This window comes from Leifsonia poae, assembly GCF_027921845.1.
Classification (GTDB): Bacteria; Actinomycetota; Actinomycetes; order Actinomycetales; family Microbacteriaceae; genus Leifsonia; species Leifsonia poae.
Genome location: NZ_BSEN01000013.1, coordinates 84,052 through 97,812, shown reverse-complemented (window position 1 = coordinate 97,812; position 13,761 = coordinate 84,052). Strand labels below are relative to the sequence as shown.

The window sequence follows — 13,761 nt, the reverse complement described above, 5'->3', positions numbered from 1 at the left end:
TGCATCTCGCCATACTCACCGTGCCGCGGTAGCCTGTGCGCATGACCTCGGGGAGCGGTCAGGTGGGGATCCGGTCGGAGTCGTCGCTCAGGGCCCGAGGTCCACGTCGCGCATCTCGGCACCCCGACCGCGAAAATCGCCGTAACGGGCCCACATCAACCGCACCCGGATGACCACCACGCCCGACGCGAGGGAATCCGCGAACTGCGGGAACGCCGATACGTACGCCGCTGCACAACGCTCGAGTTCCTCCCCCTCCGGCAGGTCTGCCTCGCCCTCGCACTGCAGAGTCGTGCCGTCGGCGCCGCCGATCACCACGGCCACGCGCGAATCGCGCCGGATGTTCGACACCTTGCGCGACGACGGCCGGGCATCGAAGACCAGTTCGCCTCGATCCGTCGCGGCGACGGACAGGTACGCCGCTTGCGGTGCGCCATCCGGACCGATCGTGGACACGACTGCGTCACCGTGCCCCCGCACATATCCGATGAATTCCGTTCGATCCATGCGTTGCATCGTATTCGGCGCGGTGCTGTCGATTTCTGCATTGCTGTTCGACAGACAGGTGTAAGGAAAGATAGTCCCCACCGGAATTGGAGAACCCCATGGCCCAGTACGCGGTCCTGATCTACACGAAGAACCCCGCCGACGAGAACCTGACCACCGACGATCGCGACGCGCACAGCCGCTACGCCGACGAACTCGTCGGGTCGGGCGCGATGGTCGCGGCCTTCGCGCTGCACCCGGCCGCCACCACGGCGACCTCGATCCGAAGCGATGCGGTCACCGACGGTCCCTTCATCGATGCCAAAGAGGTCGTAGCCGGCTTCTATGTGATCGAGGCACCCGATCTGGATGCCGCGCTGGAGATCGCCGGACGCAACCCGATCACCCAGCAGGGCGGCGGCGTCGAGGTGCGGCCCGTCGAAGGCGGCTTCATCGTCGACAGAGCCGCCGTCGACGGATGACGGACGACGCCGCCGCCGTGCGCGCGGCGATCGCGGATGCGCACCGTCGCAGCTGGGGCCGTGTCCTGGCGACGACGGTGCGCGTCACGCGCGACCTCGACCTCGCGGAGGAGGCCGTGCAGGAGGCGTACGTCTCGGCCGTGGCGGCCTGGCAGCGCGACGGAATCCCCGAGAATCCGGAGGGGTGGCTCACCACGGCCGCCCGCCGTCGCGCCGTCGACGCGATCCGGCGAGAGAGCGCGCTGCGGGCGAAACTGCCGCTGCTGCTCGAGCCGGAGGCCACGGACGGGGCGGACGCGTTCGTGGCCGAGCTCGCGCCCGTCGCCGACGATCGCACCGCCGACATCCCGGATGAGCGGCTGCGCCTGATCTTCCTCTGCTGCCACCCGGCCCTCGCCCAGGATGCCCAGCTGGCCCTGACGCTCCGCCTGGTGTGCGGCGTTCCGACCGCCGACATCGCGCGGCTGTTCCTGGTGCCGGAGCCGACGATGGCCGCCCGGATGACGCGCGCCAAGAAGAAGATCGTGACGGCCCGCATCCCGTATCGCGTGCCGGCCGCCGCCGAGTTGCCCGACCGCCTGCGCGCCGTGCTGGGCGTCATCCACCTGTTGTTCACCACCGGTCACACGTCTCCGTCTGGCGCGTCTTTGATGCGCACCGAACTCGCCGATCAGGCGCTGGCTCTCGCCCGGATGCTCAGCGAACTGATGCCCGACGAGCCGGAGGTGCGCGGGCTGCTCGCGCTCATCCTGGTGACGGACGCCCGCCGCTCGACGCGGGTCGACCCGGATGGCCGGCTCGTTCGGCTCGAACATCAGGACCGCTCGCAGTGGGATCGGAGCGCGCTGGCCGAAGCGCACGACCTGATCGTGGACGGCCTGCGCGTCGGCGGCGCCGGGCGCTACGCACTGCAGGCCGCGATCGCCTCGCTGTACGCCGAAGCGCCCACCTACGAGCGGACCGACTGGCCGCAGCTCGTCGAGCTCTACGACGCGTTGCTCGTCACGTGGCCATCGCCGGTCGTCGCCGTGAATCGCACGGTGCCGCTGTCGATGGTGCGCGGCCCCGAGCAGGCGCTGGCCGAGCTGGAGGAACTCCAACAGGATGCGCGGCTGGCCGGCTATCCCTACCTGCCGGCGATCGTGGCCGAGCTGCTGCTGCGACTGGGCCGCGACGACGAAGCCGTGGTCGCGCTCGAGCGGGCGCGCGAACTGACCGCCAACGAGACCGAGCGGACGTTTCTGAGCGAGCGCATCGCTCAGGTGCGAAACACGGCTCGAGAATCGTCCCGCTAGCGCTTCGCGAGCACGATCAGGGGCGTGACGTAGTGCTCGGTGACCAGGCCGCCGAGCTCCCGCACCGCGATGGCCGCCTCGTCGGCCTCTGCCGGGGACCAATCGCTGAACGTGGTGAAGAGCCCGCGGACCTGCTGCTCGTCGAGGTCTGTGCTCCAGCGGAGCTCCTCGATCAACTCGATCGCGAAGTGGCCGCGGGCCGTGAGCTCGCGCGCCCACCGATCGGTCTCCAGCTCGCTGGGGCCCGGTCGTTCGAGAGCGTCACGCCGGGCAACGATCGCCTCGATCCGCTCGCGGAACGGTGTCACTGCTACCGACGTATCACCGTAGGCGTTCCGCCACACGGCGAACCGGCCGCCTGCGGTCAGAGCGTGGTGGACTTTCGGGAGCACGACCTCCCGTTTCATCCAGTGGATGGACGTGGCGGCCACGGCGAGCTCGAACGATCCCGGAGCGAGCACCGCGTCTTCGGCACGCGCCACCTGCACCGTCGCGGCCGGATAGCGCTCGCGGAGCCGTGCGGCCAGCCGCTCGCCCGGTTCGACCGCCGTCACCTCGAGTCCCGCACGCAGCAACGGACCCGTCGCCTGCCCGGTGCCGGCGCCGAGATCGACGGCTCGACCACCGGTGCGCAGCGCGCCCAGCTCACGCAGGCGGCTCCATAGAGCATCCGGATAGGCGGGTCGCGCCCGCTCGTAGAGCTCGGCGAGCGCGTCGAAGTGCATCGGGTCCGGCGTGGCCATACCCGATGATGGCACGGTCGCCGAGAACCGAACAGGCGCTCGATCGGCCAAGATCGTGAGGTGACTGACGTTCTCGGGTCGAAGGGCGCGAGCACGGCAGACGGAACGGATGGGAGCAAGCGGAACGATGCGATTCAGCCAGGCCGAACTGCAGGCCTTCACCGGCAAGACTCTGCCCGACCTCATCCCGCGGCCGACACGACTGCTGATCGTCGGGATCAAACCGGGGCTGCTCACCGTCGCCGTGCAGGCCCACTTCGCCCGGCGCGGCAACCGCTTCTATCCCGCGCTGTTCCGGGCCGGCATCACGGACCACGTCATCGACGCGTCCTCCGGCTTCGACCCGGCCGACGTGCGGCAGCTGGAGGATCGCGGGATCGGCATCACCTGCATCGTTCCGGGAGCGACGGCGCGCGCCGCCGAGCTGACCCCGGCGCAGTTGCGCGCGGGCGGGGCGGCGCTCCGTGAGCGCGTCGCGGACATCCGGCCCTCGGTCGTCGCGTTCCTCGGCATCAGCGCCTATCGCATCGCCTTCGACGAGCCGAAGGCGCTGGTCGGCCGTCAGCCGCTCGACTGGGGTTCGTCGCAGGTCTGGGTCGTGCCGAACCCGAGCGGGCTGAACGCGCACGCGTCGCTGGCCGACCTCACTGCCGCGTACCGCGAGGTGGCGGTCGCCGCCGGCATCGACCCCTACCCGGTGGTCGCCTGAGCTGCGATCGAGTCGACCCGTAATCGAGTCGACCTGCGATCGAGTCGACCTGCGATCGAGTCGGGGGATATTCACGCGTGGACCTCGAAAGGTGCGATTAATCCCCGACTCGATCGCACGCAGGTCGCGGCAGGCGCGACGGACGCTTCCGGGCCCTGACGCCGTGGCGGAGGTCGGGGCTATACTCGGGCACCATCACGGTCCCCGGTCACTCCATGAGAGGACAGCCGATGTCACTGTTCAAGAGACATCCGAAGCATGATGACGGCCACTCACGCGACGACGACGTCGCCGTCGAGCGGTACGAGTATCTGCTCGCGACGGCCCAGCCCGACATGATCACCAAGATGCACCTCGAGGCGTTCGCGAAGCTCTCCGACGAGCAGCGCGATGTCGTCTTCCAGCGGTTCGTCGACCATGCGGCGACCCCGGATGACCGGCCGATCGACGCCACACCGGCCACGCTCGCCCGGGTGGCCACCGACGCCGAGACACGGCGACCGGGCAGCCTGCTCCGCATCCTCGGGCCTCAGGGTGCGGATGGGAGCGGAGACAACGTGCTGCTCGCGACCATCTCCGGGCTGATCGTCGCCTCCCCCCTCGCCGCCGCTCTCTTCCCCTACGACTACGGGGCCGGCACCGGACTCTGGTCGGAAGATGCGGACGACAGTTTCGACTACTAGACCCTCCGGCCGCGGCCGACGCCGCCGCGTGCACGCCTGACACAACAACACGACACCACACGACAGGGGAAACAGTATGCAGCGCAGCGAATACGACGTCATCATCATCGGCGGGGGCGCGGTTGCCGAGAACGTCGCGGAGCGAGCGGTGCAGGGCGGATTGTCGGCGGCGCTGATCGAGCACGAGCTCGTCGGCGGGGAGTGCTCATTCTGGGCGTGCATCCCGTCGAAGGCGTTGTTGCGGCCGGCTCAGAGCATCCGCGAGGCGCAGGCGGTCGAGGGTGCGGCGGAGGCGGTGACGGGCACGCTCGATGTGGAGGCGGTGCTGCGGCGCCGCGATCGACTCGTCTACGACTGGAACGACCAGAGCCAGGTCGACTGGGTCGACAGCACCGGAATCGACCTGATCCGCGGGCACGGCGAGCTCGCGGGCGAGAAGCAGGTGAACGTCACCGCAGCGGACGGCTCGACGACGCTGCTGACGGCCCGCGCGGCGGTAGTGGTGTCGACCGGCTCCGATCCGGTCATCCCCGACACACCCGGCCTCGCCGACAGCGCCCCGTGGACCAGCCGCGACGCCACCAGCGTCAAAAAAGTCCCGAAGCGCCTGGCCATCCTCGGCGGCGGAGTGGTCGCGACCGAGATGGCGACGGCCTACGCGGGTTTCGGCTGCGAGGTCACACTCGTCGCCCGGCACGGCCTGCTGACCGCCATGGAGCCGTTCGCCGGCGAAATGGTCACCGACGCACTGCGGGAGCAGGGCGCGACGGTGCTGCTGAACACGAACGTGACCAAGGTCGAGCGCGCCGCCGACGGGGTGCACCTCGACATCGAGGGCGGCGACCCGATCGTCGCCGACGAGATCCTGGTCGCAACCGGCCGCAAGCCGCGAACCGAAGCCGTCGGCCTCGAGACCGTCGGCCTGAAACCCGGCGACTGGCTGCCGACCGACGACACGATGCGCCTGCCCGGCTTCGACTGGCTCTACGCCGTCGGAGATGTGACCCACCGCGCCCTGCTCACGCACCAGGGCAAGTACCAGGCACGCATCGTCGGCGAGGTGATCGTCGCCCGCGCGAACGGCGACGAGGTCTTCGACGAACCGTGGGGCGCACACGTCGCCACGGCCGACCACGAGGCGGTGCCGCAGGTGACGTTCACCGAGCCGGAGGTCGCATCCGTCGGGTTGACCGAGGCGGCAGCGCGCGCGGCCGGCTACACGGTCAGCGTCGCCGACTACGACATCGGCTGGGTGGCCGGCGCCGTGGTGCGGGCCGATGGCTACAAGGGACAGGCCCGGATGGTCGTCGACGACGACCGGCGCGTCGTGCTGGGCGTGACCCTGGTCGGGCCGGATGTCGGCGACCTGCTGCACGCCGCGACCACCGCCATCGTCGGGCAGGTCCCCATCGACCGGCTGTGGCACGCCGTGCCGTCGTATCCGACGGTGAGCGAGATCTGGCTGCGGCTGCTGGAGACGTACCGGCTGAACATGAGGAAAGCCGCGCAAGCCGACCGATAACGCGCAAGCCAACCGATAAGGAGTCGTGACCGTATGTACATGAAGCTTGAAGTCGTCCTCCTCCCCGTCTCCGACGTGGACAGGGCGAAAGAGTTCTATGCGACGAAACTCGGCTGGCGCTTGGACGCCGACTTCGCCGTCGACGACAGCTACCGCATCGTCCAGCTCACCCCGCCCGAGTCGGAGGCGTCGATCATCTTCGGCACCGGCCTGATCGACACCCCTCCCGGCTCGGTTCAGGGACTGCAGCTGACCGTGTTCGACATCGAGGAGGCCCGGGATGCGCTGGTGAAGGCGGGCGTCGCGGTGTCGGAGATCTTCCACGATGTCACGGGCGTCTTCCATCACGCCGGTCTGAAGGACCGCGTGACCGGCCCGGCGCCCGAAGGCAAGTCGTACGGCTCGTTCGCCTCGTTCGATGATCCGGATGGCAACGGCTGGCTTCTGCAGGAGATCAAGACAAGGCTCCCGGGACGATGAGCGACACGAACGAGCCCCTCAGCGATGAAGAGATGACCCCGGTCATCCTCGACCACCTGAAGCAGGCGGCGGACGCGCACGGCGTGCACGAGGAGACCGAGCTCAACGGCGTCTACGACGAGCAGTGGCCCGAATGGTATGCCGCGCACATGGTGGAGACCCTGCGCGCGGCCGGCTATCGGCTGGTCCGCACAGCGTAGAAGACCGCACGCCAGGCGCGGGAACAATTCCGGCCGACCCACCGTTTACTGACATGTCAACTACTTTGTTGACACGTCAATGAACTGAGGTCATCATGGTCAACCCCGAGCGTCTGACAGACGACGAGCTCGCGGTGTGGCGCTCGCTGATGGACACGACGACGGACCTGCGCCGGCTCCTCGCCGCGCAACTGCAGGAGGTCGCCCTCTCGCCCGGCGATTACGCCGTGCTGCTCGCGCTCACCGAGGCCGCCGATCGCACACTGCGCTCCTCGGAACTCGCCGACGCCATCGACTGGGAGCGCAGTCGCCTCTCGCACCATCTCGGCCGGATGGAACGGCGCGGGCTGCTGCGCCGCGAGGAATGCCCCGGCGACAACCGCGGCGCCTTCGTCGTGCTCACCGACGACGGGATCGACGCGCTGCGGCGCGCATCCGGACCGCACCTGCGCGCCGTCAAGCACTACTTCGCGGACGCCCTGAGCGCCGAGCAGGTCGCGCACCTCGCCGACGCCCTCGGCACGGTCCGCACACATCTCGAGACCGTGGGAGGACACGAATCATGACCGAGATCACTCTGGGACGTCCCCGCGTCGCCATCCTCGGGGTCGGCCACGTCGGTTCTGCGCTCGCGCGCGTGATGCTCGACGCCGGCTACGAGGTCTCGGTCGCGGCATCCGGCGATCCGGCCAAGATCGCCCTGATCGCAACCGTTCTGATGCCCGGCGCACACGCTACCTGGGCCGCAGAGGCGGTCGCGGAGGCCGACATCGTCGTGCTCGCCATCCCGCTGCACCGGTTCCCGTCACTCGACCACCGGATGCTCGACGGCAAGATCGTCATCGACACGATGAACTACTGGGCGCCCACCGACGGGGTGCAGCCCCTGTTCGAGGACACCCCGCTGACCAGCAGCGAGGTCGTGCAGAACCTGCTGCCCGACGCGACCGTGGTCAAGACCTTCAACCACATCGGCTACCACGAGATGGAAGAGGAACGCCGCCCGGCCGGCTCCGCGGAGCGCCGTGCGCTCGGCGTCGCCTCGGACGACCCCGAGGCGGCCGCGCTCGTCGGAACACTCGTCGACGCGATCGGCTACGACGTGATCGCCCTCGACAACCTGCGCGACGGCGTCGCGTTCGAGCCCGGTGGACCCGTATTCGGCGCGCGGCTCACCGCCGACGAGTTCGAGCAGGCCGTATCGGTTCGGGCCGCGGCCTGACGCCGCGGCGCACCACCACCACCATCACCAGAAAGAACCATAAATGAACACCGAAACCCCCACTCCCGCCTTTCCTCTGCAATTCGGCCTCGACACCTTCGGCGACGTCACCTTCGACGCTGCCGGGCATCCCCTCTCTCACGCCCAGACGATCCGGAACCTCGTCGAACACGGCGTCGCCGCCGAGCAGGCCGGCCTCGACTTCTTCGGCATCGGCGAACACCACACCGACGACATGCCGTTGTCGGCCGCCGACACGGTGCTGGCCGCGATCGCCGCCCGGACCGACAAGATCCACCTCGGCTCTGCCGTCACCGTGCTCAGCTCCGACGACCCGGTGCGCGTGTTCCAGCGCTACTCGACGCTGAATGCGATCTCGGATGGTCGCGCCGAGGTGATCCTCGGCCGCGGATCGAGCATCGACTCGTTCCCGCTGTTCGGCTTCGAACTCTCCGATTACCAGGAGCTCTTCGAGGAGAAGACCAACCTCTTCGCGCAGCTGCTGCAGGGTGGTCCGGTCACCTGGGAGGGCCGCACCCGCGCCGCCCTGAAAGACCAGGATGTCGTCCCGCACCTCGAGACACCCCTGCCGACCTGGATCGGCGTCGGCGGCAGCCCCGAGTCGGTCGTCCGTGCCGCACGCTACGGGTTCTCGCTCATGCTGGCCGTGATCGGCGGCCCCGTCGGCCGCTTCGCGCCGTACTCGCAGCTGTTCCTGCAGGCGCTCGAACAGTTCGGTCACGCCCCGAAGCCGATCGGACTGCACTCCCCCGGACACGTCGCCCCGACCGACGAGCAGGCCCGTGAAGAGTTCTGGCCGCGCTACCTCGAGGTCATCCGGCGCGTGAGCAAGACCCGCGGTTTCGCGGTTCCGACCGAGGCGTCGTTCCTGCACGAGATCGGCCCGGATGGCTCCCTGTACGTCGGATCGCCCGAGACGGTCGCGACCAAGATCGCACGCAGCATGACGACGGTCAACGCCAACCGCTTCGACCTCAAGTACGCGATGGGCGGCCTCTCCGACGGCGCGCTGCTGACGAACATCCGGCTCTACGGCGAGGAGGTCGTGCCCCAGGTGCGCGAGCTGCTCGCGGCGTCGGCGCCCACGACCGCCTCGGCGCCCACGACCGCCTCGGCGGCCTAGGCGGCGGCCCGTCGGGGGTCGCTTTTCGTTGAGGGGCGGCAAAGTCACCCAAAACCACGGTTTTGGCTGAGTTAGCCGCCCCTCAACGCGTCCTCCTCCCCGGCGGGAGCGGACTTGTTGACAATTCCTCATAAGCCGAGGAGATTTGTAGTGTTCCAGCGAGAGCGTCGTACGGCGAGGTGCGCGCAGGGGTGTGCAAGCCGCGTCCTAAGGGAACGTGCACTCCCGCTGGAACCGCGAACCATGCGAACGAGGCGCCCATGAGCAACGTTGCCGAAGCGAAGCCGCGGTTCTCCGAGCAGTCACCGGTCGGGGTGCTGGTCGGGGTGGCCGCGCTGTTGCTTACGGCAGCGATCTGCGGCATACTGCGCATCGATCAGGGCGTCGCGAGCACCGCGACAGCCGTGGCCGGCGCCGTTCCGGCGACCATCGCCCTGGTCGCCAACCGCAAGCGCCGGAATCTCCAGAGGGATGTCACGCAGATCAGGGCGGGCAACCTGGACCGCCCCGTCGGCCTCATTGTGGTCCTCGCCACGGCCGCACTACTCGTGTACGACACGATCGCCGGGATTCTGATCGCGCTGCTCGGTCTCGATACGACCGGAACGCTGCTCGTGACCCTGGTAGGAACGGTTGGAGTGTTCTTCGCGGCCGCCTGGCTGTCGAACTACCTGGGTCCGCGTCCCTACCTATGGATGACCGTGATCGTGGTCGCGACATTCGCGGTGCGTACTCTCATCGTCGGCATCTCGCTCTCGTTCGTCATCCAGGTGTTCGGCGCCGACATGGTCGGCTACCTCTACCTCGGCGTGGTGATCGGCCATCTTCTCTATTTGCTGGCCGCACTCCTCGGCACGCGCTTCGGGCGTCGCCACTACAACGAGTTCCTGAAGCGGAAGGCCGCAGAGGTCGAGGCGCGGATCCGGGCGCAAGGCGTGGCACCGGCGACCGCCGCGACCGCCGGGTTCGCGACACCTGCTCAGCCGGCTGCGGAGGCCCCGATCGCGATGCCCGCGGCCGCGCATCCGGCGTCGGTACCTGGCACCGAGCAGCCGCCCGCACCCACTCCTCCCCCGCCTCCGCCCGTCATTGCGCCTGCCGGCTGGTATCCGGATGTCGAACTCCGCGGCATCCAGCGCTGGTGGGATGGAACGCAGTGGACGAACCACCGGAGGAACGCGCACTGAGTCGCCGATTGCTCGACCGCACCAGCTCTGATCTCGCGCGCCATCCCCTAAAGGGGTCCGCGCAGGAGCATGTCGCATTTCCGCGAGCCACCGACACGCGCCTGATGGAGAGTGGAACGAACGAACGAGCCTCACGACCTCACGTTCCCCGCCGCTGGCGCGTCTACCAAGTGAAGGCAACCGCGAACCGAGGAGCACACGACCTCTCATGTATGACCGTCACGCCACCATCACCACGACCATCGGCGAGCTCACGCTCGTCGCCTCCGACGACGTACTGATCGGCATCTACTATCCGCACCACTGGGTCGGCATCGAGCGCGCGGCCCGCGGTATCGAGGTCGACGCCGCCGCCGATCCGGTGCTCTCCGAGGCCGCCGCACAGCTCGACGCGTACCTCGCCGGCGAACGCACCGAATTCACCCTGAAGACCGCGGCCGAGGGCGACCCGTTCCAGCAGCGCGTCTGGGCCATCCTGAACGAGATCCCGTTCGGTGAGACCCGCACCTACGGCGAGATCGCGGAACGATTCGGCGACCGCTCGCTGGCCCGGATGGTCGGCAGAGCCGTCGGCTCCAACCCACTGTCGATCATCGTCCCGTGCCACCGGGTGGTCGGCACCAGCGGCACGCTCACGGGTTACGCTGGCGGCCTGGAGCGCAAGCAGCGTCTCCTCGAACTCGAGGATGCGCCGGTCGTCACCGCAGGCAGACTGTTCTGACGGTGGCCGGGCGAAAGGCGCCGGGAGCACGGGAGCGATGAAGAGACCGTTCGAGCAGCTGGTCGCCGACCACGGCGCGGCGGTCTTGCGTGTCTGCCGCAGCATGGTCGGGATGCACGATGCGGACGATGCCTGGTCCGACACCTTTCTGGCCGCCCTCCGCGCTTATCCGGAGCTGCCCGAGACCGCCAACACCGAGGCCTGGCTCGTCACCATCGCCCATCGCAAGTGCATCGACATCCTCCGCGCCGGCGCACGGCACGCCATCCCGATGGCCGACCCACCGGAACGCGCATCGACGCTCGGTGTGCCGGATGACGGCGACGAGCTCTGGGATGCGGTGGCCCGCCTCCCCGACAAGCAACGCGAGACCATCGCCTACCACTACGGCGCAGGTCTCCCCTACGCCGAGATCGCCGACCTGATCGGCGGGACCGCGGCCGCCGCACGCCGCGCCGCCTCCGACGGCATCGCCGCACTCCGCACGCAGTTCGAGACCCAGCGGGAGGACATCCGCTCATGAACCCCACCCCCACTCCGCAGCCCCTGATCGAAGAGTCCTTGAGCTCGGCGATCGATCCTGCTGTCTTGGAGCGACTGCACCGACGGCTCGAGGATGCCGCAGCCGACGACGACCTGCTCGACGTCAGCTACCGTACTGTCGACACTCCCGTCGGGCCCCTGCTGCTCGCGGCCACCCCGCGCGGCCTGGTCCGCGTCGCCTACGCGATCGAGGGGCACGACCATGTGCTGGAGACGATCGCCAGCCGGATCAGTCCGCGCATCCTGCGCAGTGGCAATCGATTGGATGCTGCGGCGCGCGAACTCGACGAGTACTTCGCCGGCACCCGCCACACCTTCGACCTTCCGCTGGACTTCAGCCTCTCGCGCGGCTTCCGTCGACTCGTGCAGCAGCAGCTGCCCGACATCGCGTACGGCCAGACACGCAGCTACGGACAGGTCGCCTCGCTCGTCGGCAACCCGCGCGCCGTGCGAGCGGTCGGAACGGCCTGCGCGACCAATCCCCTCCCCGTCGTGCTCCCCTGCCATCGCGTCGTGCGCTCGGACGGCACCCTCGGCAACTACGCCGGCGGCCCCGAAGCGAAGGAGATCCTGCTTCGATTCGAAGGCGCGGCCTGACGTGCCCGAGCGCAACCGCGTCACCCCGTTCGGCGACATCATCGCTATGCCGACGCGGGGCGCGTGGACCGGCAACCGCGGGCAGTTGCACCGCGGCCACGAGATCGTCCGGAACCATGCCGGCGATCTCTGGATCACGTGCGAGCTGCAGTTCCGGGGCCGGTGGCACGAGCAATGGCAGCCGGGACGGTACACGTACCTGTATTTCTTCGACGAGGCCGTATCGCTCGCCGCCGGCCACCGGCCCTGCGCCGAGTGCCGCCGCGAGAGCTACAACGCGTATCGCGCGGCGTGGGCGGAGGGCCTCGGCGTCGCCCTGCCGCCGGCGAAGGAGATGAACCGGCAACTGCACGCCGAGCGGACCGTGCGCGGCACGCACCGCCGCCGACTGCACCGGATGCCGTGGGCAGACCTGCCCGCCGGCACCTTCGTCTCCGTCGGCGATGCCCCGTGGTTGGTGCTCGCCGACGAGCTCGTCGAGTGGACGACGTCCGGCTACGAGCGGCACACCGACCGGCCGCGGAGAGGCGATGCGACCGTAATCACGCCGCCATCCAGCGTCGCCGTGCTCGGAAACGGCTACCCGGTACAGATCGATCGCTCGGCTGCGAACGGGCGGGTGCTGGATCCCGGTCGCCGCCCGTAGCGCACACAGGGCGTGTCGCCTCCGGCCTCTGCGCCGGGACCCTTCCCCCGCCGGGCACGACAGGAGGACGATGGTCCCATCGTTCAGTCGCCATCCAGCGCGCGCAGACAGGAGCATTCCGATGGGCACTCACGCCAGCGCTGCCGCAACCGTCGATGTCTCCGGCATCCCGCTCCCCACGCAGACCCGGCATCATCCGCACCATCACCACGGCTGGTGGTGGAAGACACTGCTCGCCGGCCTCGCGCTGTGGATCGTGACCATCGTCGTCACCGCGATCACCGGCAACACCAACCTCGTGCCGACGCTCATTCTGCTCGGCAGCTTCCTCGTGCCGTTCTGCGTCGTGCTGTTCGTCATCGAACGGGTGACCGGATCGATCAGCACGCTTCAGCTGATCCTTGCGTTCTTCGTCGGCGGCATCTTCGGTGTGCTCGGCGCATCCCTCCTCGAATTCCCCCTGCAGCAGACGTTCTGGGTCTACGGGCTCGTCGGGCTGATCGAGGAGTTCGTGAAGGGCGTGCTGCTCATCATCATCGGCTGGCGGGTCGTGCCGAAGACGGCGAAGCAGGGCGCGCTGCTCGGCGCGACGATCGGGGCCGGGTTCGCCGCCTTCGAGTCGGCGGGCTATGCCTTCAACGCCGCGATCACCACGCAGGGCATCGACCTCTTCTCACTGCTCGAGACGGAGGTCGTGCGTGCGACGCTGGCGCCCGTGGGGCATGTTCTCTGTACCGCGATCTTCGGAGCGGTCCTCTTCGGCTGCGCGCACCTGCGGCCGCGCTTCCGGTGGTCGGCGTGGATCCTCCTGACCTACGCCGTCAGCGCCCTGCTGCACGCGCTGTGGGACTCGTCATCCGAGGTCGCCTCGTTCATCGCCCTGCTGCTGAACGGCGAGGCGATGCAGGAGTTGCAGAACGGCTTCCTGACCACGGCCACCGAGAACTCGATCGCCGCGCTCGCCACCGTCCTCTACATCGTGGGCCTGGCGGTCATCTCGGCCGCCGGCATCATCACCCTCTGGCTGATCCTCCGGCACTTCAAACGGGCCGAACAGCTCTGGCTGGCGCCTGTGCCCGTGCCGTTGCCATTGCCCTGACA

The 13,761-nt window shown here is 68.9% G+C and carries 18 protein-coding genes; 16 read left to right on the top strand and 2 right to left on the bottom strand.

Annotated elements, in window-relative coordinates; genetic code table 11:
- Positions 1-87: 87 nt before the first annotated feature.
- Positions 88-588 (bottom strand): pyridoxamine 5'-phosphate oxidase family protein, encoded by a 501-nt coding sequence (locus PKE84_RS13470; protein WP_271177772.1) that lies wholly within the window; start codon positions 586-588, stop codon positions 88-90.
- A gap of 17 nt (positions 589-605) precedes the next feature.
- On the opposite strand from PKE84_RS13470, the gene PKE84_RS13465 reads away from it, so the two are divergent.
- Positions 606-968, top strand: a complete 363-nt coding sequence (locus PKE84_RS13465) for a YciI family protein (RefSeq protein ID WP_271177771.1) — start codon at positions 606-608, stop codon at positions 966-968.
- Positions 965-2,263 (top strand): RNA polymerase sigma factor, encoded by a 1,299-nt coding sequence (locus PKE84_RS13460; protein WP_271177770.1) that lies wholly within the window; start codon positions 965-967, stop codon positions 2,261-2,263. Before PKE84_RS13465 ends, PKE84_RS13460 begins: the two co-directional genes overlap by 4 nt.
- Here PKE84_RS13460 and PKE84_RS13455 read toward each other — a convergent pair.
- The gene (locus PKE84_RS13455) at positions 2,260-3,006 is read right to left on the bottom strand and encodes a class I SAM-dependent methyltransferase (protein ID WP_271177769.1); all 747 of its coding nucleotides are present in this window, start codon (positions 3,004-3,006) and stop codon (positions 2,260-2,262) included. The genes PKE84_RS13460 and PKE84_RS13455 overlap by 4 nt on opposite strands.
- A gap of 127 nt (positions 3,007-3,133) precedes the next feature.
- On the opposite strand from PKE84_RS13455, the gene PKE84_RS13450 reads away from it, so the two are divergent.
- The 14 genes from PKE84_RS13450 (at position 3,134) to PKE84_RS13385 (ending at position 13,759) form a co-directional block, all read left to right on the top strand.
- Positions 3,134-3,715 carry a mismatch-specific DNA-glycosylase gene (locus tag PKE84_RS13450; protein WP_271177768.1) on the top strand — a complete coding sequence of 194 codons (582 nt, stop codon included), beginning with the start codon at positions 3,134-3,136 and terminating at the stop codon, positions 3,713-3,715.
- 230 nt (positions 3,716-3,945) lie between these two features.
- Positions 3,946-4,398, top strand: a complete 453-nt coding sequence (locus PKE84_RS13445) for a hypothetical protein (RefSeq protein ID WP_271177767.1) — start codon at positions 3,946-3,948, stop codon at positions 4,396-4,398.
- A gap of 76 nt (positions 4,399-4,474) precedes the next feature.
- Complete coding sequence (locus PKE84_RS13440; RefSeq protein WP_271177766.1) at positions 4,475-5,920, top strand: dihydrolipoyl dehydrogenase family protein; 1,446 nt, start codon at positions 4,475-4,477, stop codon at positions 5,918-5,920.
- A 39-nt stretch (positions 5,921-5,959) separates the two neighbouring features.
- A complete protein-coding gene (locus PKE84_RS13435) occupies positions 5,960-6,400 on the top strand; it encodes a VOC family protein (RefSeq protein ID WP_309297489.1) in 441 nt (146 codons plus the stop codon).
- Entirely contained in the window at positions 6,397-6,600 is a 204-nt protein-coding gene (locus PKE84_RS13430) for a hypothetical protein (protein ID WP_271177764.1), read from the top strand. Before PKE84_RS13435 ends, PKE84_RS13430 begins: the two co-directional genes overlap by 4 nt.
- Before the next feature lie 95 nt (positions 6,601-6,695).
- Positions 6,696-7,166, top strand: coding sequence for a MarR family winged helix-turn-helix transcriptional regulator (locus PKE84_RS13425; RefSeq protein ID WP_271177763.1), 471 nt, complete (start codon positions 6,696-6,698; stop codon positions 7,164-7,166).
- Positions 7,163-7,822, top strand: a complete 660-nt coding sequence (locus tag PKE84_RS13420; protein ID WP_271177762.1) for an NADPH-dependent F420 reductase — start codon at positions 7,163-7,165, stop codon at positions 7,820-7,822. The genes PKE84_RS13425 and PKE84_RS13420 overlap by 4 nt, the downstream gene beginning before the upstream one ends.
- 43 nt (positions 7,823-7,865) lie before the next feature.
- Positions 7,866-8,966, top strand: a complete 1,101-nt coding sequence (locus PKE84_RS13415; RefSeq protein WP_271177761.1) for an LLM class flavin-dependent oxidoreductase — start codon at positions 7,866-7,868, stop codon at positions 8,964-8,966.
- 260 nt (positions 8,967-9,226) lie between these two features.
- Complete coding sequence (locus tag PKE84_RS13410) at positions 9,227-10,153, top strand: DUF2510 domain-containing protein (protein ID WP_271177760.1); 927 nt, start codon at positions 9,227-9,229, stop codon at positions 10,151-10,153.
- Between the two features lie 208 nt (positions 10,154-10,361).
- Positions 10,362-10,874 carry a methylated-DNA--[protein]-cysteine S-methyltransferase gene (locus PKE84_RS13405; RefSeq protein ID WP_271177759.1) on the top strand — a complete coding sequence of 171 codons (513 nt, stop codon included), beginning with the start codon at positions 10,362-10,364 and terminating at the stop codon, positions 10,872-10,874.
- A gap of 37 nt (positions 10,875-10,911) precedes the next feature.
- Entirely contained in the window at positions 10,912-11,397 is a 486-nt protein-coding gene (locus tag PKE84_RS13400) for an RNA polymerase sigma factor (protein WP_271177758.1), read from the top strand.
- Positions 11,394-12,014, top strand: coding sequence for a methylated-DNA--[protein]-cysteine S-methyltransferase (locus PKE84_RS13395; protein WP_271177757.1), 621 nt, complete (start codon positions 11,394-11,396; stop codon positions 12,012-12,014). The genes PKE84_RS13400 and PKE84_RS13395 overlap by 4 nt, the downstream gene beginning before the upstream one ends.
- Before the next feature lies 1 nt (position 12,015).
- Positions 12,016-12,660 carry a hypothetical protein gene (locus PKE84_RS13390; RefSeq protein ID WP_271177756.1) on the top strand — a complete coding sequence of 215 codons (645 nt, stop codon included), beginning with the start codon at positions 12,016-12,018 and terminating at the stop codon, positions 12,658-12,660.
- 121 nt (positions 12,661-12,781) lie between these two features.
- A complete protein-coding gene (locus PKE84_RS13385; RefSeq protein WP_271177755.1) occupies positions 12,782-13,759 on the top strand; it encodes a PrsW family intramembrane metalloprotease in 978 nt (325 codons plus the stop codon).
- Positions 13,760-13,761 lie beyond the last annotated feature (2 nt).

Excerpts from the sequence above, each read along its gene's own strand:
- PKE84_RS13410 (WP_271177760.1), top strand. The coding sequence starts at position 9,227 with ATGAGCAACGTTGCCGAAGCGAAGCCGCGGTTCTCCGAGCAGTCACCG.
- PKE84_RS13385 (WP_271177755.1), top strand. The coding sequence starts at position 12,782 with ATGGGCACTCACGCCAGCGCTGCCGCAACCGTCGATGTCTCCGGCATC.
- PKE84_RS13425 (WP_271177763.1), top strand. The coding sequence starts at position 6,696 with ATGGTCAACCCCGAGCGTCTGACAGACGACGAGCTCGCGGTGTGGCGC.
- PKE84_RS13415 (WP_271177761.1), top strand. The coding sequence starts at position 7,866 with ATGAACACCGAAACCCCCACTCCCGCCTTTCCTCTGCAATTCGGCCTC.
- PKE84_RS13400 (WP_271177758.1), top strand. The coding sequence starts at position 10,912 with ATGAAGAGACCGTTCGAGCAGCTGGTCGCCGACCACGGCGCGGCGGTC.
- PKE84_RS13420 (WP_271177762.1), top strand. The coding sequence starts at position 7,163 with ATGACCGAGATCACTCTGGGACGTCCCCGCGTCGCCATCCTCGGGGTC.
- PKE84_RS13445 (WP_271177767.1), top strand. The coding sequence starts at position 3,946 with ATGTCACTGTTCAAGAGACATCCGAAGCATGATGACGGCCACTCACGC.
- PKE84_RS13440 (WP_271177766.1), top strand. The coding sequence starts at position 4,475 with ATGCAGCGCAGCGAATACGACGTCATCATCATCGGCGGGGGCGCGGTT.
- PKE84_RS13430 (WP_271177764.1), top strand. The coding sequence starts at position 6,397 with ATGAGCGACACGAACGAGCCCCTCAGCGATGAAGAGATGACCCCGGTC.
- PKE84_RS13465 (WP_271177771.1), top strand. The coding sequence starts at position 606 with ATGGCCCAGTACGCGGTCCTGATCTACACGAAGAACCCCGCCGACGAG.
- PKE84_RS13435 (WP_309297489.1), top strand. The coding sequence starts at position 5,960 with ATGAAGCTTGAAGTCGTCCTCCTCCCCGTCTCCGACGTGGACAGGGCG.
- PKE84_RS13395 (WP_271177757.1), top strand. The coding sequence starts at position 11,394 with ATGAACCCCACCCCCACTCCGCAGCCCCTGATCGAAGAGTCCTTGAGC.
- PKE84_RS13450 (WP_271177768.1), top strand. The coding sequence starts at position 3,134 with ATGCGATTCAGCCAGGCCGAACTGCAGGCCTTCACCGGCAAGACTCTG.
- PKE84_RS13455 (WP_271177769.1), bottom strand. The coding sequence starts at position 3,006 with ATGGCCACGCCGGACCCGATGCACTTCGACGCGCTCGCCGAGCTCTAC.
- PKE84_RS13460 (WP_271177770.1), top strand. The coding sequence starts at position 965 with ATGACGGACGACGCCGCCGCCGTGCGCGCGGCGATCGCGGATGCGCAC.
- PKE84_RS13405 (WP_271177759.1), top strand. The coding sequence starts at position 10,362 with ATGTATGACCGTCACGCCACCATCACCACGACCATCGGCGAGCTCACG.